The following is a 19,691-nucleotide window of genomic DNA, read 5'->3' on the forward strand; positions in this document are numbered from 1 at the left end:
CGCCGCCCCGTCTGCCGTGGCTGTTCCCTAGAACTTCACGGTCGGCGGCGCATCGAGCTGGGTCCGCGCCGCCTCGCCGACATCGAAGAACTCGCGCGGCGTGAAGCCCATCTGCGGGGCAAACAGCACGGCGGGAAAGGCCTGGATCGCAGCGTTGAATTCGCCGACCGCATTGTTGAAGAAGCGCCGCGCCGCCGCGAGCTTGTCCTCGACATTGCCGAGATCGACCTGGAGCTGCTGGAAATTGGCGCTGGCCTTGAGATCGGGATAGGCCTCGCCCAGCGCCAGGAGCCGGCCGACGGCGCCCGATAATTGCTGCTCGGCGGCAGCCTGCGCATGCACGCCGGTCGCGCTCTGGGCCGCATTGCGTGCCGCGATCACGGCATCGAGCGTGCCGCGTTCATGGGCGGCATAGCCCTTCACCGTTTCGATCAGGTTCGGGATCAGGTCGTGCCGCTGCTTCAACTGCACATCGATATCGGCGAAAGCCTGGCCGACGCGCTGCCGCATCGCGACCAGGCCATTATAGGTGATGACCAGATAGACGATGACGGCTGCGAGCAGCCCCAGAATGACCCAGCCCATGGCGCGCTCCCGTGCAGGCAAAACCCGACGCGCAACCTTGCATGAAGGGTGGCGTTGGGGAAGCGGGGGGCTGGAAAGCGAAATGGACTGGCTGTTCGGAGTCCTGCAGCCCGCTTTATTCGCCGGCAGCGTGATGTGCGTCGGCGTGGTAGGCGGCGAGAACCTCCTCGGGCGTTCCGTCCGCCATGAGGCTCCCGGATTTCATCCAGAGCGTCCGGTTGCAGAAGCGTTTGATCGTCTCGTCGCTGTGGGATGCGAGGAAGACGATATTGGCGTTGGTGATCATGTTGTGCATGCGGAGTTCGGCCCGCTCCGCGAAAGCGGCGTCGCCCACGCCGATCACCTCGTCCAGAATCAGGATGTCGGGCTGCACCGCGGTACTGACGGCGAATGCCAAGCGCAGCATCATACCGCTGGAATAGGTGCGGATCGGCAGGTCGAGGAATTCGCCGAGTTCGCTGAATTCCTCGACATCCTGCGTTATCGCCTCGGCCTGCTTGCGGTGAAGGCCGAGCATGACTCCGCGCATGATGATGTTCTCATAGCCGGTCGCGTCGGTGTCCATCCCCATGGAGAGGTCGATCAGCGAGGATACGCGCCCGTCGATCTCGGCGCGCCCGCCAGTCGGCGGGTAGACGCGGCTCAGAACGCGCAGCAGCGTGGTCTTGCCGGCGCCGTTGCCGCCGATGAGCCCGATCCGGTCGCCATCCCTGGCCTCGAAGCTGACCTCGCGCAGTGCCTTGACGACCTGGACGCTGGAATCGCGCCGGTCCTCCACGCCGCCCCCGACGGTGCGGCGGAAGAGCTCATGCTTGAGCGCGCGTCCGCGAGAATTATAGACGGCGAGCTCGACGCTCGCCTTGTCCAAAACGATATGTGCCATGAGGCCCTCAGAGCCAGTAGACGACGCGGTGTGAGTACTTTCCTGCAAAGGCCAGCGAAACGAGCCAACCGCCGATCAGGAGGCCGAGCAGGATGGCGTAGGCGGTAAGGCTGGGCAGGTTTCCAAGCAGAGGTTCGCGCATCACGTCGAGCATGCTGGCGAACGGGTTCAGGATCAGGACCGGGTGATTTGGCGGGAGCTGCGTCGGCTTGAAGACCACTGGCGACACGAAGAACGCGACCTGAATCAGGCTCTGAATGATCTGTGGGATATCGCGAAAACGTGCCGACAAGATGGCGAGCAGGTAGCCGACCCAAGCCAGGTTGGCGAGCACGAGGAGCAGACCGGGCAGGAACAGGAACATGTTCGCATTGATCGCCGTTCCGCAAGCCACGAAGACGATCGGCAGAATGATGAGGTTGTGGCCGAAAACCAGGAGATTACGGGCGATCGTGCGCAGCAGATAGGTGAAGCGCGGCAATGCGATCTGCCGCATGATGTTCTCGTTCTCTGTGAAGCTCAGGCAGCTCTCGGTCATGATGCCGGCGATCATGCCCCAAAGCACCAGCCCGACGCCGACATGGGGCAGATAGGATGCGATCGGCGTATTGAAGAGTAGCGAGTAGACGAGGCCCATGCCCAGCACGGTGACCGCCATGCTGAGCGTCAGCCACAGCTGTCCTATCCGCGAGCGCCGGTAGCGGCGAGCGACATCGTTCTTCGCGAGCATCCACCACATGCGCCAGGAGCTGAAGCCGCCGGTGACATCGGCAGAGCCGAGCGCGATAAATCGCATGTGTTGGTTCTCCTCCGGGGTCGGGTCCGGCGGCAATACGCCTTTGGAGCGCGTCAGACCATAGATCGCCCCCGACTGGCAAGATCGGAGGGTGAATGCGGTTCATGCTCTGGAGGGCATCTCACGGGCGCCGCCATTGCTCGTGCCTTCGTGATTCTGGAGGCCCAAAGCAGTGCAGGGTTGGCTGCCGATGATGCCGGGAGCGGAAGCGGCAGGGTTGGTACGTCATGTTCTTGCAAGGGCGCGCTGCTTGCAGCAATCAAGCCCGTCGAGATGGCCGCGTCCCGGCGCTTATAATGCGCTTCGCGGCTACGAGAGCTCGATTTTCTGAGGCGAAATTCGAGAGGGGCGGCTGAAAATCTATTGGTTTATTCTTACTTGGCCATTTGTTGCTAAAGGTATTGATCGGGTAATGGACAGCTACTATCGATGGGGCTTGGCCGCCCTGGAAGTCGATATGCCGCTTGGAGGAGCTTCAACTTGGACGTCAGTGCCGTGAATGGCCAAGCGCCGGAGGATGCCGAAAGCTCCGGCGCCCATCGCGATATGGCCTCTGACGTCGGTTCGGCCTTCCTGCCGGCTGCTGCTAGCACAGGCGAGCAGGCTCATGAGGCGGAGCTTGAGCGTGTTCGCGCCGAGCAGCGCAGGCACGCCGAACGATCTGAGATGCGCCGGCGGCTCATGTCGAGTTCGGACCTGCTGTCCGCGCGGCTGGAGCAGGTGCTGCTTGAACTCCATGAAACCAAACAACGCATGGAGGAGGCGCAGCGCACCACTGCTGGCCTGAGGCGGGTTCTTTATCTCAGGCGGATGAGCTTTCAGCGGAGGCTGGTCAGGCGGCTTCTGCCGGAAAGGCTCAGGCTTTGGTGGGATGAGCGCCACCTGTCCGGGCTTGAGCGTATCATTCGGGAATCCGGCCTGTTCGATGCGGCGTGGTACCGTCAGGCCTATCCTGAGGCGGCGGCTTCGGGCTTGGACCCCATTCGTGATTATCTCCAGTTCGGAGCCGCGAAGGGGCGCTGGCCGCGCCCGGATTTCGATCCGGACCGCTATGCGAGCGAAAGGCCGATTCTGGCTTTCCTCGGCCTCGATCCGTTCGTGCATTCCATTTTGAGCGGCGCGAAGCCGGAGACCGGGCAGCGCGCCAATGACCCACTGCCATTGGATACCGATGCTGTTCTGATGGCCCGGGCACAGGCCCGTGGGCCCCTGCTGGAGGGAAGCGAGCCGGACGGCTGGTTCAATGGCGGCTGGTATGGCGGCCGTGTTCTGGCCGAGGATGAGCGTTTCGCGCCGCGTCTCGTCACGCCCGAGGATCAACTCGCCAGCGACATGCGTTTCCAGGTCGCGACGAGCGAATTGACGCAGCGATACGGCATTCGCCCGCCAGCGCAGACGATCGAGATTCTGCGGAAGGCGGCCCCGGTCGGGTTGATCCGCAGCGCATGTGCGAAAACAGAGCCGCACCGGGATGCGCGTTGCAGCCAGGCGATGCCGCGCTATGCGATCGTGACCGTGCGGTCCGGATCTGCGCAGCATTTCCGTTCATGTGCAGCCTCGGTGAAGGCGCTGATGGACAGGGACTACGAAGCGGTTGGGGTGAGGCGGATCACCTGGATCGTCTTCGGCGGAGTTGCAGACCTCAACTCCGAATCCGTCCTCGATCTGTTTCCGGCCGATATGTCGGCTTTCGTCGTGGAGCTGGAGCGCACGTCATCGCATGGTGCAGGGGGGAGCCTGAAAGAAGCGCTCATCAAGGCCGGGGCGGAGTGGCATTTCAGCCTCGAGGAAGCCGATGAGATCGAGGCCCACGCTACCGCGGTCCTGGATTTCTATAGTGCCCATTTCCCGAGATGCCGGTCCATTCTAGCCAGCCCCGTCGATATCGCCGGGGATGGCGAGGTGCTGCGGCGCAATCGCAACGCAAGCCCCGATCTCCTGTTTGAAAGCGGGCTGGCGCCGGGCCAGTTCGTGGCGGTTCGCTGCGATCTACCTTTGAATCGCGAAGGCGAGGCCGATGCTCGCGCCATCGATTATGAGGCCTTGCTGCGGGTTGCCTTGGATGAGCCGGTCCTGGTCATTCCCGAATATCTGCACCGTCACCGCTGGCTGCCGGCCTCTGATTGCAAGGCCGCCGCGGCCAATTCCTCGCTGTCGACAGCGCGTGCGATGCGCGGGTTCCTGAATCTGTTTGCGCAACAGCTAGCCGGGCAGTCCGATGATCGCGGCGCTCCCCAGCCGGGCCCTCTGACTGCGGGCCTTTGTATCATACGCACGCAAGGCAGCCGTCTCCATCTGCTCGCGGAAACGGTTGCGTCGGTGCTCGACCAGACCGTCAGCACGCGTCCTTGTGTCGTTGTTCATGGCGGAGACGATGTCGAGGCGCAGGTGCGAGCATGGCTCGCCTCCCAACAGCTTGATGCGCTGGTGATTGGAGCGCCCGACAGGGAGCGGCGCCGAGGCTACCCGCTGAATGTGGGATTGGACTATGTGAGAGCCAATGCCAGCGCCTATGATTTCGCCTTCTTCCTCGATGACGACGACATCATCTATCCGCTCTACGCCGAGCGCCTCGCCGCTCTGCTGAGCCTGACGGGCTGCGATGTCGGCGTGGCCCTCGCCAATAGCCGTGTGCCGTGGAAGCCGCCGCAGCCGGGGCATCAGCAACTGCCGGTGAGCGCTCTCGTCGCCGGGAATTTCATCCCGATTCATTGCTATGCGATGCGGACGGCATTTCTGACTGCCAACCCGCTGAGGTTCCAGGAGGATATCGACTATCTCGAAGACTGGGATTTCCTGGTGAGCCTGCTGGATGCGGGGGCCCGGTTCTTTCTGCTGCCCGAGGTTCTCTGCGAGTATCGGATCATCGGAGACGGCAATCAGAACGAAAAGCGAAACCGGGACCATTTCGAACAATGCGAGAGGATGGTTCTTGAAAAGGGCCTCCTTGCCGCCAGGCGACTTGGCATGAAGCGCTTCGTGCGCGATCTCGCCGCATTCGATTTCGAGGAAAGGGCCGCATTGTCGCCTGCGGAGGTCGAGCGTCTCGTCGAGGTCCGCACCATTTTCGAAATCCAGATGACCGAGAACCGGCGATGAGGCAGGACCAGAATCTGGGCACCACCGTTCTGCTTCCGGTGTATTTCGAGGAGCCGGGCACGGAGAATCTCCGCCTGCTGCGTCGGTCGATCGAATCGATCCGCGATCAGCGCTTCCCGGGCGCCTATGAGACCCTGATCGTCGATGACGGCAGCCCCGTGCCGATCGCCAGCCTGTCCTCCCGGATCGGTTCGCCAGCTCTTCTGCAGGAGGTCCGCTTTGTGCGGGCCGGCCGTAATGGCGGGCTTGTCCACGCCTTGAACCGTGGCCTTGCGAGCAGCCGCCACCCTTACATCGCGCGGCTGGATGCGGATGACAAATGGCTGCCGGGCAAGATCGAAAAACAATTCGAGCAGTTCCTGCAGGATCCCGATCTGACGATTTCCGCAACGGGCATGACACTGGTGACGCCCGCAGGGAAGCCGCTCGAAACTCATGTGCGGCCCGGCGACTGGAACGGCATTCTCAATTTCTTTGTCGAGATAGGCTGCCCCTTTCCTCATGGCAGCGTGCTTGCCCGGCGAGACATCTATCAATTGCTGGGCGGCTATTCCCATGACCCCAGGACCGCTCATTGCGAGGACTATGCGCTTTGGGGACTCTGGCTGCGCTTCTTCAAGCCCGCCATGGTTGAAGAGGCACTGTACGACTACACGGTCCACGCCCGGTCGGTCTCGGCGTTGAACGGCCTCCAGCAACAGAGCGGCTCGACGCTCGTGCGCGAGACGTTTCGCGCCGTCGATGCCGTCGACACCGTGCCCGGCGCGCTGCAGGCGCTCGCGAAGGCTGTCGGCGTGACGATGCTCCAGGCCGGGATACTGGCCTATCGGATGTGGCGATACAGGCTGACTGTGTGGCTGCCGCGCGGGGCGCTCGAAGCGCTGGCGCTTCTGATGCCCGATCGCGATGTCAGTGCCGCTGGTTCAGGCGATCATCGCGCGATCACCTGGGAACAGGTTCTTGCGCAGCCGCCATCCAATGGGGCGCTTGGCGAAGTGGCCGTCAGAGCGGCTTGATCGGGAGGAAGAACCGGCTGGAGCTGCAAAACCGGGCTGCGCTCAAGTCTTTCCAGTCGATTTGATCGAATTCAGGCGCGCTGCCAGATCGACGCGGCGATAGCCGCTGAACATCCAGACAGCCGCCCCGATCAGGCCCACCACGGTCAAGACGAGGCCGAAGAGGATCGATGTCGCGGCGGCGGCCTCGGGACCGATGCCCAGGGCGCCGAAGAGAATGATGGCGGCGCCTTCTCGAAGGCCCCATCCCCCGATCGAAATCGGGATCAATGAGGCAAGCACCATGCCCTGAAGAATGATGGCGCAGTCCCACCAGCCCACCTGGACGCCGAGGCTGCTCGCACAGGCCATGAACGATGCGACTGTCAGGCCACTCGAGGCGATCAAGGTGACGAAGATATAGCCGAGCCCCTTGGGTGATCTGAAAACATCGGCGAAGGCTTTCAACAAGGCGACGAAGGGGCGGGTCCAGCCCGGAAGCGCTTCCGCCCGCAAGACCATGCCCAGCCCGGCGGCTCCCGCGGCCCCACCCACGATAAGCGCGGCGCAGGCCGCGATCAGCGGAAATGTCGGAGCTGTCGCAACCTGCGAGCTATGATTGACGAGGGCGGCGAGTAACACCAGTCCAACGGCCAGCAATCCGAAGGCCCGGTCGATCAGGACGCCGATTGTGGCCCAACCTGCGACAATTCCGGAATCATAGGCTCGGACAATGCGAATGGCGTCTCCGCCGAAGCCGGTTGGGAGAATCTGGTTGAAAAACATCGCTTCAAAATAGCCGATGATCGCGGTCCGCGGCTCGACACCATGGGAAAGGCCACGGCTGATGAAAACCCAGCGAAGTGCATTGAAGACGACCGCGGCGGATAAATAGATTATCGACAATACAAAAAAAGATAGATTGGCGTTATATATGGTATTGGTGATATTCTTCAGGTCGATTTTGTAGAGAATGAAACCGATAAACGCGGCGCCAACAACTAATTTCGCTGCGATGATCAATTTCTTGAAATTCATGGTTCAGATGCCGATTTCGCTGTGCCGTGGCGCGCGCCTTCCTACATGAGCTTGGCGGTCAACGCCATCGACAAGGCGCTGTGCGCTTTGAGTTGTCTGGGGCGCCGTCTGCTGGTGGCCGCCGCGCTTTGCCTGCAAGCTGGGTTTCCCGAATTCGCGGGCCGTTTCCGGGAGGTGTCCGGATTGTCGCGAAGAGAAGCGTTGCCTCAATGAAAAAGCAGCCTTACTCGCAGTCTTGTGGCGGCGCGGTCTTTGCCGAGCTGTCTCTGCGGAGTGCTTGAATTGACCATCTGTATCTTTGGTGGGACGGGCTTTATCGGCCGTCACCTGTGTCAGGAATTGCATGCCAGGGGCATTGCGGCCTGCGTGGTGTCTCGCAACCCCGACCGTGATTTCCTCTCCCTCCATGCGCCGAGCATCGCAGCCCTGGCCGTCGATGCTCCGGAAGTGTCGCGGGCGCTCGAGAGCGCGACGGTGCTGGTTTATCTCGCTTCGAACTCGCTTCCCGCGTCCAACCCCCTCGATCCTTCACATGAGTTCGGTCAGGCTGCGCAGGCCGCGGCCCTGATGGCGAAATTGCGCGCCGTCAATCCAGATTGCCATGTCGTCTTCGCCTCCAGCGGCGGGCAGATCTATGGGCGGGGGCATGAGGCTCCGATCCCCGAGACCGCGCCGCCGTCGCCGCCCACAGCCTATGCGCTGGGGAAGTTGCTGATGGAGAACATGCTCACCTTCTTCGCGCAGGCCAACCAACTGGGCGTCACGATATTGAGGGTGGCCAATCCGGTGGGGCGTTGGCAGTTCGACAAAGGGCATGGTCTTGTCGCGGCGGCCATTCGCAATATGAATCTGGGGCGCCCCCTCACGATTTTTGGCGATGGCCGGAATATGCGTGACTATTTCGATGTCGAGCAGCTCGCACAATTGCTGGCTCGCTTCGATGACCCAGGGTTTCGGCCACATGGTGTTTTCAATATCGGCTCCGGGCACGGCATGACGGAATGCGACGTCATTGCGGTGCTGGAGACCTTGACGGGTCGCAAACTCGATCTGAATTTTGCGCCGGCACGGCCTTTCGACCTGCGTTATGCGGTTCTCGACATTGAGCGCGCGCGGTCAGAGCTGGGTTGGAATCCCGAAATCGATCTGTCCCAGACCGTCTCAAAGCTTCTCTCACAGGATCGGTAACAGGTTTTGCGGAGCGCGGGTGGAGACAGTCTCCTTGTGATCGGACCTTCGACGGGATATCTGCCGCGGGATAGTTTTCGCGGAAAGGCGCCCTGATGCCGGACAAGCTCTATAGCCTAGCGGGAAAGCGGGTCTGGGTCGCAGGTCACCGCGGCATGGTCGGCTCTGCTTTGGTTCGGGCCTTGGAGGCGCGCGGCATCGCGCCGATCACCGTGCGTCGCGCGGATGTGGATTTACGGCGCCAGGCCGAAGTTGAGGCATGGATGGGCAAGGAGCGCCCTGAGGTTGTCTTCCTTGCCGCGGCCAAGGTCGGCGGCATCCTTGCGAACAAGACATATCCGTCCGATTTTCTTTTCGACAATCTCGCGATCGCCATGAACGTCATTCACGCTGCGGCATCGCTGGGCGTCGAGAAGCTGTTGTTTCTGGGCTCGACCTGCATCTATCCGAAGTTCGCCGATCAGCCCATCCGTGAAGAGGCCCTGCTGACCGGCTCGCTCGAACCGACCAATGAATGGTATGCGATTGCAAAGATCGCCGGGCTCAAGCTGGCCGAATCCTATCGTCTGCAGCACGGCTGCGACTTCATTTCGGCGATGCCGACCAATCTCTATGGCCCGAACGATAATTTCGATCTCAAGTCCAGCCATGTCCTGCCGGCCTTGCTGCGCAAGATCCACGAGGCGAAGACGCGCGGAATCGGCGCGGTCGAGATCTGGGGCAGCGGGACGCCGCGCCGCGAATTCCTCCATGTCGATGATCTCGCCGATGCGAGCCTTCATATCATCGAGCACTATTCCGACGCCTTGCACCTCAACGTCGGAACCGGCGTCGACGTCACCATCCGGGAGTTGGCGGAGCTGATCGCCGACGTCGTCGGTTATGAAGGCAACTTCGTGTTCGACCCGTCCAAGCCTGACGGCACGCCGAGGAAGTGCTCCGACGTATCGCGGTTGAATGCCTTGGGCTGGCGTCCGCGGTTCGATCTTCGATCGGGCATCGAGATGACGTATCGCTGGTTCTTGACGCAAAACGAGTTGCTCGAGCGCGTTTGATGTCCAGGCTGCGGACCACCGCATTGCTTCCTGGCAACCTGGCTTTGGCTGGATTTGGAGAGTTTCGCCTTGAACACTGACAACCTGACATCCGTCGATGTCGCCTCGTCAGCGGATCTCTTGATCGAGCACAAGCGGATCTGGGACGAAAAGCCGACGCTGCGGATGATCTATGCGGATTTCCACCGGCGGTTGGAAACGAGCTGCCCGGATGGGCCGCTGCTCGACATTGGTGGCGGCTCCGCCCATTTCAAGCACGGCCGGAGCGACGTCACCTCGATCGATATCGTGCCGTTCCCGGGCATCGATCTGGTGGCGGACGCTCATCGCCTGCCATTGAAGAGCAATCACTTCGCTGGAATCGTGATGCTGGATGTGCTGCACCACCTGCAGTTCCCGGTGGCGTTCCTGGCCGAGGCGGCGCGCGTGCTGCGGCCTGGCGGGCGGCTTGCCATGATCGAGCCGGGAATGAGCGTTGTCGCCAGGCAGTTCTACACGCATCTGCACCAGGAGCCGGTGATCATGGATGCCGATCCGTTCAAGCCGGAAGCGCAGTCCGGCAACAACCCGTTCGACTCCAATCAGGCGATCCCGACCTTGATGTTTGCCTCCAAGCAGGGGCGCGACAAGGTCATCTCCGCCGTTCCTGACCTGGCCGTCGTCGATGTCCGCTGGCTCAGCCTGCTCGCCTATCCGCTTTCGGGCGGTTTCAAATCCTGGTGCCTATGGCCGGCGGCCTTGACCGAGAAGACCCTGCGCTTCGAAGAGGCGCTGCTGCCCGTGCTCGGGCCGCTGCTTGGCTTCCGTTTGCAGATCACGCTGGAGAAGCGCGCGATTTGAGGGCGCTCACAGCGTCAGTTTTTTCAGGGCGGAAGCCACGCGCTCGATATCGTCCTTCGTCAAGCTCAAGGCGCTTGGCAGGTTGATGCCGTAAGGCGTGACGGTCGCCGCCACCGTGTTTCGGTCTCGGGCGATGGCTGCTTCTGGAGTATCCCGGAACGCTGGTAATTGGCTGAGTGGATAGAAAAATGGCCTGACGTCGATGCCCTCTTGCCGCATCAGCGGGATCAGCTTTTCTTTTGTCATGCCAATCTCGCGGTCGAGCACCACGGTCGACATCCAATACGAATTATAGAGACCGTCGACATCCGGGTTGAGCCTGCCGCCGTTCCAGTCCGACAGAGCCTCGCGATACCAACTGAAGATGCGTCGCTTACCGTCGACGAGCTCGTCCACGCGCTCCAGCTGCGCCAGGCCGAGGGCGGCCTGCATGGACGACATCTTGTATTTCCAGCCGACCTCCTCGTTGAAGAACATCGTATCGCCTGGCGCCCGGCCGTGATCGCGCAAGCGCTGCACACGCTCCAGCAGCGTCTCGTCGTCGAGCACGAGCATGCCGCCTTCACCTGTGGTGAGAGTCTTTGAGCCGTGAAAGGAAAAGGCGGACATCACGCCGAAGGCGCCGGCAGGCCTGTCGCGCCAGCGTGACCCAATCGCCTCCGCCGCATCTTCAATGAGAGCGACGCCATTGGCTGCTGCGACGGCGTTAAGGCGATCCCAATCCGGCATCGATCCATAGAGATCGACCACGATCGCCGCCTTTGTCCGGGGCGTGATCGCGGCCTCGAACGCCTCTGGCGAGAGGCACCAGCTATCCCTGTCGATATCCGCGAAGACGGGTGTGGCGCCGACATAGCGCACCGGGGCCACCGAGGCGATCCAGGTCGCGTCCGGCACGATGACCTCGTCGCCGGGCCCGATATCCAGCGCCATCAGGGCGAGGTGAAGCGCCGAGGTGCAGGAGGGCAGGGAGATGGCATGGCGCCGCCCGCAATGGCTGGCGAAGGCGGCCTCGAACCGGCCATGGAACATTCCGGCGTCGCCATACCAGGCCGAGGTAACGGCCTGCGTGACATAGTCGATCTCTCTGGCAGTGATCGACGGTCCGGCGACGGGAATGCGTTTCACGGCGCGGCCACGCAGCGGAGGAACCCGTTCGGCGCAACCGTGATCTGCAGTTTGTCATCAATGGACAGATCGGCGGAGAACCGCTTGTTCTTGGCAAGGAATTCCAGGACGGCAACCTTGGGGCCATTGCCCGGGCCCCATGGCCTCTCGGCCGAGAAGGAATCGGGCATGTCGTCGATCACCGTGTCGAACACCAAGAGATAGCTGCCTGGCATGACGAAGTGATGGTAGAGTTCGAGTTCCCGCGCGACATGGTCCTTGGTGTGATTGCTGTCGAGGATCACCAGGACCCGCGATTTTCCGGCGGCATGCTTTTCCACCTGTTCGAGGACATCGGCACTGCAGGAATTGCCTTCGATGAGCGTGATCCGCTTGCTCATCGGGTGCTCCTCGATCGCTTTGCGATTATGCGCCCTGATGTCGATGTCGATCCCGACGACCTCCCCCACACCGCCGAGCATCTCGAGGATCGAAGCGGAGAAGATGAGCGAGCCGCCATGGGCTACGCCGGTCTCGATGATCAGTTCGGGTTTGATCGCCCAGATCAGCTCCTGCATCGCGATGAGGTCTTGCGGAAACTGGATGACGGGGCGGCCCAGCCAAGTGAAGTGATAGGAGTAGCGCTGTTTCGAAGCGCGCTCGAACCAGGCTTTGGTCAATTGACGCAGCTCGACGTCCTGGCCAAGCGCCTCGATGTATTTGCGCTTCTCGATCTCGAATTCTTCAACCGGATTCAACAGCATCACTCCGCTTCTGGATGCTCACGCGAACATCGTAAATCTGCCCGGACTCGCCGAAATGCGCGCCTGCATGGGGGAGGAATGTCCGCGCGCGCAAAAGGTCTAGAATCTCTCTCCCCGTATAAAGTCGTTCGAGATCGATTTCACTCGCCTTATCAAGCTCCCGCCTCAGGTGAAAGCTCCCTTCTGCATGAGACTGCGGCAATCGCGGGATATCCAGTGCGAGGATGCGGGGGCAAACATCGGCAAAAAGTTGGGTCATTGTGTTCTTTGCCCGGTGATAAAGCGTTTCGCCGGTATCCTCCCATCCAATCTCGATCATCCGCTGGAACGCGATGTCTCCTGTGTCCACGCCCTCGTCGACATGGTGGATGGTGACGCCGAAAGGCCGCCGCTCAATGATGGCCCAGAAATTCGGGTCCTTTCCCCGGCAGTGGGGAAGATAACTGGGGTGCATGTTTAGTGTGTAGGCCTGTCCGAGACGGAGCTCCGCCGTTTTGAGAATATAGGGCCACCACGCTAGGACGATAATGTCTGGCTTCAGGGCGGCGATGGCATCGCGGCAGTTTTGGGCAAGCTGGGGGTCCCATACGGTTAGCGATGCCGGTTGTGTCTCCAAAAGCTTCGCCAGTATCGGATCGGGGCCGGCGGAGACGACACCGGCCAGATTCGACGACCAATGCTCTGTCAGGTGCATGACAGCCTGATGGCCGACAGGCCCGCTGGCGAAGACAACCATTCTGGTCGATAGGTTTTTCGACATTAACTGGCCTGGAATGCGGAATAGGCGCGGATGGACGTCTGGCCTAGGCGGGGGAAGAGAATGATCAGAGCAATGCCGTCTGCGGTAGGCAGAGGCAAGCTTTCCCATGATCGGTCCTTTTGAAGGGGCTCATCTGATGGCTCTCCGTCGCATGGCGCGTGCAGTCGGCGGGCTGGGTCAGGATGGGAGCCGGAAGGATTCGGCGGCCGAAATCTCTTTCAGCGTCGCCAAATTCCTGTCGCGCTCTGACATGATCGGAGCTTCGATCGGCCATGCGATGCCGATGTCGGTGTCATCGAACCGCACCCCGCTGGCAAAGCCGGGCACATAGGCCGGCGTGATCTCATAGTCGATCTCGGTGCGATCTTCGAGCGTCTGGAAGCCATGGGCGAAGCCTCGAGGAATGTAGAGGGCGGTGTGATTGTCGGCGGTTAGAACCTCGCCGTGCCATCGTCCGAATGTCGCGGAATGCGGTCGCAGGTCGACGAGGACATCGAAGGCCGCCCCGCGTGTGCAGCGTACGATCTTGGTTTCGGCATGAGGGGATATCTGGAAATGCAGTCCCCTCAGCGTGCCGCGGCGATCATTGTAAGACACTGAGCGCTGCACGAAATCGGTCTCGAGGCCGTGACTGGCGAAGGTCTCGGCGCAGAAGCGGCGTGCGAAGAAGCCTCGCTCGTCGGTTGCTGGCTGAAGAACGATACGAAATACGTCGGGCAGGGGCAGGGCTTCGATTTTCATGGGTTAGGTGCGTTTCTGCCCCATCTTGGCTAAAACATTGCGTCACTCTTACATCGACCTGCCTTGAGGTCGATGGTCGAACCGACTATGCACCCGAAAGCTGGCTTTGTTCCAGCATGGGCAGATCGGGAATCGAGATGGCATCGCGTTTTTACAACCCGCCTACGACCTGTCAGGTCCCCAATCTGAGCGGCAAATGGGAAGCCCTGTTCGGAAAGCGGCACGATGGCATTTTCGTCGAGGTCGGAGCGTATGATGGCGAAAGCTATTCGAACACCTCTTGTCTGGCGGATGTAGGTTGGGGTGGTCTCTACATTGAGCCCGTCCCGGAATTCGCGGAAAAATGCCGTCAGCGTCATGCTGCCAATCACAAGGTTACCGTCATCGAAATGGCCGCATCCGATGTTGCGGGCGAGGCGGATCTTCATATTGGCGATACCCTGACCACGCTGTCCGAAGCTCAGGTCGCCGACTACAATCAAATCGGTTGGGCCAAGGGTCTTCACCAGGGACAGTCTCGCAAAGTTGCGACCGAACGGCTCGATGTGATCCTAGGCAAGGCTGCGATCGAGCCGGGCTTCGATCTACTGGTGGTCGATGTCGAGGGATTAGAGGTTCAGGTTTTTGCCGGTTTCACGATCGAGCGCTGGCGCCCGAAGGTTGTTCTCGTAGAGTTGGAGGATGAGCATCCGGACTTCAGAGACAATGAAAGGGTCCGAGCCGGCGCTATCGGGGTCAGGCAGAAGTTGGAGCAGGCGGGTTACAAGATATATTATCGCGATATCATCAACTCTGTTTACGTAGATGGTCTGGTTTATAAGGATCTGCCAGCTGAGCATATGACGATTTCGCCGCGCGTGACGGTAGGCGTCCCGACGCATAACGGACAAAGGACGATTGCGCGCGCGCTGGAAAGCCTCGCGGCCCAGACGTTCCGAGATTTCCGGGTCGTCATCTCCGAAAATGCTTCGACGGATCATACGGCGTCATACATTCAGAACTCAGCTTCCAAGTTCCAGGATATCCAGGTCATTCGCCAGAAGAATATTCTGACTGCGGGTGAGAATTTCAAGGCCGTTTTGGCGCAGTGCTCAACGGAATACTTTGTCTGGTTGGCTGACGACGATTGGTGGGAGCCGAGATTTCTCGAGGCATGCGTTGCCTTGCTCGACAGTGATGCTGCCGGGGTGACGGCATTCACGGATTTCAGGGTCTATTACCACTTCATCGATCGTTATTCGGATCGTATGGGTTATGTCGCCAGTGCATCTCATGATCCTCGGCTGAATATACTTACGCGCACGGTCAATATGGCGCCATGTGCGATTTATGGCGTACATCGCAGCCATGCGATCAAGGCAGCGATCGCTCGCCTGCCTGATGCCTTTGATTTCCATGATGTCGCGGTGACGATCGAAATGGCTGCGAAGGGGCAGATGCTCCTGAGCAAACAGGATCTGTTTCGCGCTGGCATCGTTGACGAAGCCCGTCTGCAGCGCCGTTCGCTCGACGGAAACCAGATTCGTTACGCGCCTTTCGCGCGCTTTCTTGCGAGCGTGACGCGCCGGACATTCGGCTGGAAATCTGCCGCCCTCCTCCTCCCCGAACTCCTGTTCCAACTCTACAAGGTCAAGCGTCACAACGATAAGGCGCATGGCCAGCCGTCAGAATTGAATCAGGCTTCACTGCGCACGCGAGCCGACGTCGAGGCCGGTTTCCAACCGTTTCCTGGTGCGTCTGCCGGGGCAGGCCCGGTCCCTGGACTGCTCGATGTCATCCGCAGCGCCGCAGACGAAAGCGGCGTCGATGTGAACACGGTCCATCTCTACAATCCCGCTACGCGCGACGCCTGGGTTGCAGACAGGGCCGCAAGCGTCGAGGCGGGCTTGCGGGTGCTGGACGTGGGCGCGGGAACCGCTCCCTACAAGCATCTTTTCGCGCATTGCGCCTATGAAACACACGATTTCGCGCAGTATGATGGATACAAAGGCCCCGAAGGCACTTACACGGAGATCGATTACGTTTCGGACATCACGGCCATCCCCGTGCCGGACAATTCCTATGATGTGATTCTCTGTACGGAGGTGCTCGAGCACGTTCCCCGCCCGGTCGAGGCTCTTGCCGAGATGGCGAGGATCGTGAAGCCCGGCGGGCGGCTTTTCCTGTCCGCTCCACTGGGCTCCGGGCTGCATCAGGAGCCCTATCACTTCTATGGCGGCTATACCGACCATTGGTATCGCAAGTTCCTCGACGAGTTCGGCTGCGAAGTCGAAGCGATCGAGCCCAATCATGGCTGGTTTGCCCATCTTGCGCAGGAATGCGCTCGCTTTTCCTGGACCTTTGAGCGGCACAAGCACCTGCACGGAGACCACGGCGCGGCGCTGTCGGAGCTGATGGGCAGCACGCTTGCGCGCTATTTCTACGCGCTCGACAGGAAGGCCTTCATGCGGGAGTTTACTGTCGGCTTCCACGTCACGGCCCGAAAGCGCCTGCCGTGAGCAGCGACGGGGCAGCGCAGATCAGCGGCATGAAAGCCGTCATCCTCGCCGGCGGGCTGGGAACCCGCATTTCCGAGGAATCGGTTCTGCGGCCCAAGCCCATGATCGAGATCGGCGGACGGCCGATCCTGTGGCACATCATGAAGGTCTATGCCCAGCACGGCATCCGCGATTTCGTGATCTGCCTTGGCTACAAGGGCTACATGATCAAGGAGTACTTCGCGAATTTCGTGCTGCATCACTCCGATGTCACGATCGACGCGATCGAGAACCGCATCACCTACCATCAGAGCTCCGTCGAGCCCTGGCGCATCACCTTGGTCGATACGGGCGAGACGACGCTGACGGGCGGTCGTCTCAGGCGGGTCCGCGACTATCTCGATCCGGGGCAGCCCTTCTGCTTCACCTATGGCGACGGGCTCGCCGATATCGACGTCCCCGCGCTCGTCGACTTCCACTCTCGCTCCGGCCGCCTGGCAACGCTGACGGCCGTCGTGCCGCCGGGCCGCTATGGTGCGCTCGATCTCGATGGAACCACGGTCAAGCGCTTCATGGAGAAGCCGCCAGGCGATGGCGGCTTCATCAATGGCGGCTTCTTCGTTCTGGACCCGCAAGTCATCGACATGATCGACGGTGACCAGGTGTCGTGGGAGGGAGTTCCTCTCGAGGCACTCGCCAGCAAAGGGCAGCTGGGCGCCTATCGCCATCGCGGCTTCTGGCAGGCGATGGACACCTTGCGGGATCGAAACCTGCTCGAAGAGCTCTGGAGCAGCGGCCGCGCACCCTGGAAGGTCTGGCCGTGAGCACGGTGGTCGACGCAGGCTTTTGGAAGGGCCGGCGCGTCCTCCTGACGGGCCACACCGGTTTCAAGGGCAGCTGGGCCGCGCTCTGGCTGTCGGCGATGGGAGCGCATGTCTTCGGATTCGCGCGCGCGCCTGACACGGCTCCGTCGCTTTATGAACTGGCCGGCGTCGATGCCGACGTTACCAGCACTATCGGCGATCTCGCCGATAGTGCGGCCCTGCGCAATTGCGTCGAGCGGGCGCGGCCCGAGATCGTGCTGCATTTCGCCTCGCAGGCGCTGGTCCGCAGGGCCTATCGCGACCCTGTCGATACGTTCGCCAGCAATGTCGGCGGCGCTGTGAACCTGCTGGAGGCTCTCAGGCATCGGGACGGACTGCGCGCCGTTCTCATCGTCACCACCGACAAGGTCTACCGAAACCGCAATGAGGGCGCCGCGTTCCGCGAAACGGACCCGCTATGGGGCGAAGAGCCGTACTCGGCGTCGAAAGTGGCTCAGGAACTGATCGCCGGCGCCTATGCCCGGAGCTATTTCTCTGCTGCCGGTATCCGTCTGGCGACCGCGCGGGGCGGAAACGTCATCGGCGGCGGCGACTTCGCCGAGGACCGGCTCGTGCCCGACATCGTCAGGGCCATCCAGAATGGAACTCATGTCTCGATCCGCCATCCGCAATCGACGCGGCCCTGGCAGCATGTGCTGGATTGTCTGGCCGGATATTTCGTCTATGCGCAGGCGCTTGTCGCCGATGGACCGTTGCCCCCTGCCTTGAATATCGGCCCTGGCCCGGCGGGCAGCCTGACTGTGGCCGATGTCGTCGAGCAGCTTTGCGGTGCCTTGGGACATCCGGGCGCCTGGTTGGCACAGGAGAGTGCCGGCCCCACCGAGGCCAAGACGCTGGCTCTCGATGTCACGCTTGCACATGAGACGCTGGGTTGGAGCGACCGGTTGAAAGCCTCCGCAGCGATTGAAGCGACCGCGGCATGGTATGGCGCCTATCTCGGCGGAGGCGACATGCGTTTGGCCTGCCGGCGCGAGATCGAAGCCTTTATGCAGCTGGAGCATTCTTGAGCGAAGTGGACACCGGTTCGCGTGAAGAAAATGCGATAAAATAAAGAGTTAGAGCGTGTCCGCGCTTCGGGGAAACGCGGACACGCTCTCGGTGCCGCAGATCGGCCCTGACCACCGCCGCTCAAAATCAAGCCTGCATGATGGCCCCGGTTTCCGAAGCCGTATATGGGGTCATGCCTCTGATCGAAGTCTCGAGATCCTGCGCAATGTCGAACATGGAACTTTCCGGTGCGGTCTGCCGCTCTTGCGGCGCGGCGTTGACGGCGACATTCGCCGATCTCGGGCTGTCTCCGATCTCCAATGCCTTTCCGCGCATCGCTGCGCGCCGGCAGGCCGAGCTGTTTTACCCTCTGAGAGCCTTCGTCTGCTCGAAATGCCGGCTCGTGCAGCTCGAGGATTTCGAAAGCCGCGAAGTCCATTTCAACGAGGATTATGCGTATTTCTCGTCGGTCTCGACCTCCTGGCTCGCTCATGCCGCGCGCTACGCCACGGCGATGATCGATCGCTTCGAGCTTGGCGCTGCATCGCGCGTGATCGAGATCGCCAGCAATGACGGTTATCTCCTGAAGAACTTCGTTGCTCGCGGAATCGCCTGTCTGGGCGTCGATCCCGCCGCGAATTGCGCTGAAGCCGCCATGCGCAATTTCAATGTCGAAACGCGCGTCGGTTTCTTCGGGGCCGAGCTGGGAGCAGCCCTGGCCCGGGATGGTTGGCAGGCGGATCTGATCGCGGCCAACAACGTCCTCGCCCATGTGCCCGATCCGAATGACTTCGTATCGGGCTTCGCCAATCTGTTGAAGCCTGCAGGAACTGCGACGTTCGAATTTCCGCACCTGCTGGAGCTCGTCAGGCATTGCGAATTCGACACGATCTATCACGAACACTATTCGTATCTGTCGCTTCTGGCGCTTGAACCGCTCTTCGCGCGTGCCGGTCTGCGGGTCTATGACGCGGAGAAGCTATCGACGCATGGCGGGTCGCTGCGTCTCTTCGTGTGCCATCAGGGCGCGCCATTTCCGGAAACCGGCGCACTCGAAGCGTTGCGTGCCGAGGAACTGGCCGCAGGTCTGCACACGGATGGCTTTTACACCGCCTTTGCGGAATCCGTACGCGAGACGAAGCGGCGCCTGCTCAAGCTTCTGATCGAACTCAAGACCGGTGGCGCGCGCATCTGCGGCTATGGCGCAGCGGCGAAGGGAACCACCCTCCTGAACTATTGCGGGATCAAGACGGATATCCTCGACTTCGTCGTCGATCGCAATCCGCACAAGCAGGGCCGCTTCGTGCCTGGCACCGGAATCCCCATTCTGGGGGCCGAGGCGATCGACGAGCATCGTCCCGACTACATTCTGATCCTGCCCTGGAATATTCGCCAGGAGATCGTCGAATCGATGAGCCATGTGCGCCAATGGGGCGCCAAGTTCATCGTTCCGATACCGAGCCCTTGCATCCTTGATTGATAGCAGCGCCGG

Annotated in this window: 17 protein-coding genes; 9 read left to right on the top strand and 8 right to left on the bottom strand. The window is 61.2% G+C overall.

Translation table 11 applies throughout. The annotated features are described in order from the left end of the window. Positions 1-27: 27 nt before the first annotated feature. The 3 genes from CYD53_RS23980 to CYD53_RS23990 form a co-directional block, all read right to left on the bottom strand. On the bottom strand, positions 28-585 hold the full coding sequence (locus CYD53_RS23980) for a LemA family protein (protein ID WP_103720610.1): 558 nt from the start codon (positions 583-585) through the stop codon (positions 28-30). Between the two features lie 115 nt (positions 586-700). Continuing rightward, entirely contained in the window at positions 701-1,468 is a 768-nt protein-coding gene (locus CYD53_RS23985; RefSeq protein ID WP_103720611.1) for an ABC transporter ATP-binding protein, read from the bottom strand. Positions 1,469-1,475: 7 nt separating this feature from the next. Then, positions 1,476-2,264, bottom strand: coding sequence for an ABC transporter permease (locus CYD53_RS23990; protein ID WP_146055996.1), 789 nt, complete (start codon positions 2,262-2,264; stop codon positions 1,476-1,478). A 480-nt stretch (positions 2,265-2,744) separates the two neighbouring features. Between CYD53_RS23990 and CYD53_RS23995 the strand changes: the two genes are divergently transcribed. Together CYD53_RS23995 and CYD53_RS24000 are read left to right on the top strand one after the other, a co-directional pair. Next, entirely contained in the window at positions 2,745-5,363 is a 2,619-nt protein-coding gene (locus CYD53_RS23995) for a hypothetical protein (RefSeq protein ID WP_103720612.1), read from the top strand. Beyond that, positions 5,360-6,379 (top strand): glycosyltransferase, encoded by a 1,020-nt coding sequence (locus tag CYD53_RS24000; protein ID WP_103720613.1) that lies wholly within the window; start codon positions 5,360-5,362, stop codon positions 6,377-6,379. The genes CYD53_RS23995 and CYD53_RS24000 overlap by 4 nt, the downstream gene beginning before the upstream one ends. A gap of 42 nt (positions 6,380-6,421) precedes the next feature. On the opposite strand, the gene CYD53_RS24005 is transcribed toward CYD53_RS24000, so the two are convergent. Then, the gene (locus CYD53_RS24005; RefSeq protein ID WP_103720614.1) at positions 6,422-7,396 is read right to left on the bottom strand and encodes a lysylphosphatidylglycerol synthase transmembrane domain-containing protein; all 975 of its coding nucleotides are present in this window, start codon (positions 7,394-7,396) and stop codon (positions 6,422-6,424) included. Between the two features lie 282 nt (positions 7,397-7,678). Between CYD53_RS24005 and CYD53_RS24010 the strand changes: the two genes are divergently transcribed. The 3 genes from CYD53_RS24010 to CYD53_RS24020 all read left to right on the top strand — a co-directional run bounded on the left by CYD53_RS24010 (position 7,679) and on the right by CYD53_RS24020 (position 10,479). Continuing rightward, a complete protein-coding gene (locus tag CYD53_RS24010; RefSeq protein WP_181012001.1) occupies positions 7,679-8,584 on the top strand; it encodes an NAD-dependent epimerase/dehydratase family protein in 906 nt (301 codons plus the stop codon). 95 nt (positions 8,585-8,679) lie between these two features. Next, positions 8,680-9,639: a GDP-L-fucose synthase gene (fcl, locus tag CYD53_RS24015; RefSeq protein ID WP_103720616.1), complete on the top strand. Its 960-nt coding sequence runs from the start codon at positions 8,680-8,682 to the stop codon at positions 9,637-9,639. A 69-nt stretch (positions 9,640-9,708) separates the two neighbouring features. Next, entirely contained in the window at positions 9,709-10,479 is a 771-nt protein-coding gene (locus CYD53_RS24020) for a class I SAM-dependent methyltransferase (RefSeq protein ID WP_103720617.1), read from the top strand. A gap of 6 nt (positions 10,480-10,485) precedes the next feature. Here the strand turns inward: CYD53_RS24020 and CYD53_RS24025 are convergent, their stop codons facing one another. From CYD53_RS24025 to rfbC, 4 genes are all read right to left on the bottom strand, one after another. Further along, positions 10,486-11,607 (bottom strand): DegT/DnrJ/EryC1/StrS family aminotransferase, encoded by a 1,122-nt coding sequence (locus CYD53_RS24025; RefSeq protein ID WP_103720618.1) that lies wholly within the window; start codon positions 11,605-11,607, stop codon positions 10,486-10,488. After that, positions 11,604-12,344, bottom strand: coding sequence for a cephalosporin hydroxylase family protein (locus CYD53_RS24030; RefSeq protein ID WP_103720680.1), 741 nt, complete (start codon positions 12,342-12,344; stop codon positions 11,604-11,606). The genes CYD53_RS24025 and CYD53_RS24030 overlap by 4 nt, the downstream gene beginning before the upstream one ends. Continuing rightward, a complete protein-coding gene (locus CYD53_RS24035; protein ID WP_210202420.1) occupies positions 12,331-13,086 on the bottom strand; it encodes a formyltransferase family protein in 756 nt (251 codons plus the stop codon). The genes CYD53_RS24030 and CYD53_RS24035 overlap by 14 nt, the downstream gene beginning before the upstream one ends. A 201-nt stretch (positions 13,087-13,287) precedes the next feature. Beyond that, on the bottom strand, positions 13,288-13,851 hold the full coding sequence (gene rfbC, locus CYD53_RS24040; protein ID WP_103720620.1) for a dTDP-4-dehydrorhamnose 3,5-epimerase: 564 nt from the start codon (positions 13,849-13,851) through the stop codon (positions 13,288-13,290). A gap of 137 nt (positions 13,852-13,988) precedes the next feature. On the opposite strand from rfbC, the gene CYD53_RS24045 reads away from it, so the two are divergent. The 4 genes from CYD53_RS24045 (at position 13,989) to CYD53_RS24060 (ending at position 19,679) form a co-directional block, all read left to right on the top strand. After that, the gene (locus CYD53_RS24045) at positions 13,989-16,349 is read left to right on the top strand and encodes an FkbM family methyltransferase (protein WP_181012003.1); all 2,361 of its coding nucleotides are present in this window, start codon (positions 13,989-13,991) and stop codon (positions 16,347-16,349) included. 29 nt (positions 16,350-16,378) lie between these two features. After that, the gene (gene rfbF, locus CYD53_RS24050; protein ID WP_103720681.1) at positions 16,379-17,152 is read left to right on the top strand and encodes a glucose-1-phosphate cytidylyltransferase; all 774 of its coding nucleotides are present in this window, start codon (positions 16,379-16,381) and stop codon (positions 17,150-17,152) included. Further along, the gene (gene rfbG, locus CYD53_RS24055) at positions 17,149-18,219 is read left to right on the top strand and encodes a CDP-glucose 4,6-dehydratase (RefSeq protein WP_210202421.1); all 1,071 of its coding nucleotides are present in this window, start codon (positions 17,149-17,151) and stop codon (positions 18,217-18,219) included. The genes rfbF and rfbG overlap by 4 nt, the downstream gene beginning before the upstream one ends. 215 nt (positions 18,220-18,434) lie before the next feature. After that, positions 18,435-19,679, top strand: coding sequence for a class I SAM-dependent methyltransferase (locus tag CYD53_RS24060; RefSeq protein WP_103720622.1), 1,245 nt, complete (start codon positions 18,435-18,437; stop codon positions 19,677-19,679). Positions 19,680-19,691: the final 12 nt, after the last annotated feature.

This window comes from Allobosea psychrotolerans (assembly GCF_002917105.1).
GTDB classification, from domain to species: Bacteria; Pseudomonadota; Alphaproteobacteria; order Rhizobiales; family Beijerinckiaceae; genus Allobosea; species Allobosea psychrotolerans.

Excerpts from the sequence above, each read along its gene's own strand:
- CYD53_RS23980 (WP_103720610.1), bottom strand. The coding sequence starts at position 585 with ATGGGCTGGGTCATTCTGGGGCTGCTCGCAGCCGTCATCGTCTATCTG.
- CYD53_RS23985 (WP_103720611.1), bottom strand. The coding sequence starts at position 1,468 with ATGGCACATATCGTTTTGGACAAGGCGAGCGTCGAGCTCGCCGTCTAT.
- CYD53_RS23990 (WP_146055996.1), bottom strand. The coding sequence starts at position 2,264 with ATGCGATTTATCGCGCTCGGCTCTGCCGATGTCACCGGCGGCTTCAGC.
- CYD53_RS24000 (WP_103720613.1), top strand. The coding sequence starts at position 5,360 with ATGAGGCAGGACCAGAATCTGGGCACCACCGTTCTGCTTCCGGTGTAT.
- CYD53_RS24005 (WP_103720614.1), bottom strand. The coding sequence starts at position 7,396 with ATGAATTTCAAGAAATTGATCATCGCAGCGAAATTAGTTGTTGGCGCC.
- fcl (WP_103720616.1), top strand. The coding sequence starts at position 8,680 with ATGCCGGACAAGCTCTATAGCCTAGCGGGAAAGCGGGTCTGGGTCGCA.
- CYD53_RS24035 (WP_210202420.1), bottom strand. The coding sequence starts at position 13,086 with ATGGTTGTCTTCGCCAGCGGGCCTGTCGGCCATCAGGCTGTCATGCAC.
- rfbC (WP_103720620.1), bottom strand. The coding sequence starts at position 13,851 with ATGAAAATCGAAGCCCTGCCCCTGCCCGACGTATTTCGTATCGTTCTT.
- CYD53_RS24045 (WP_181012003.1), top strand. The coding sequence starts at position 13,989 with ATGGCATCGCGTTTTTACAACCCGCCTACGACCTGTCAGGTCCCCAAT.
- rfbF (WP_103720681.1), top strand. The coding sequence starts at position 16,379 with ATGAAAGCCGTCATCCTCGCCGGCGGGCTGGGAACCCGCATTTCCGAG.
- CYD53_RS24060 (WP_103720622.1), top strand. The coding sequence starts at position 18,435 with ATGGAACTTTCCGGTGCGGTCTGCCGCTCTTGCGGCGCGGCGTTGACG.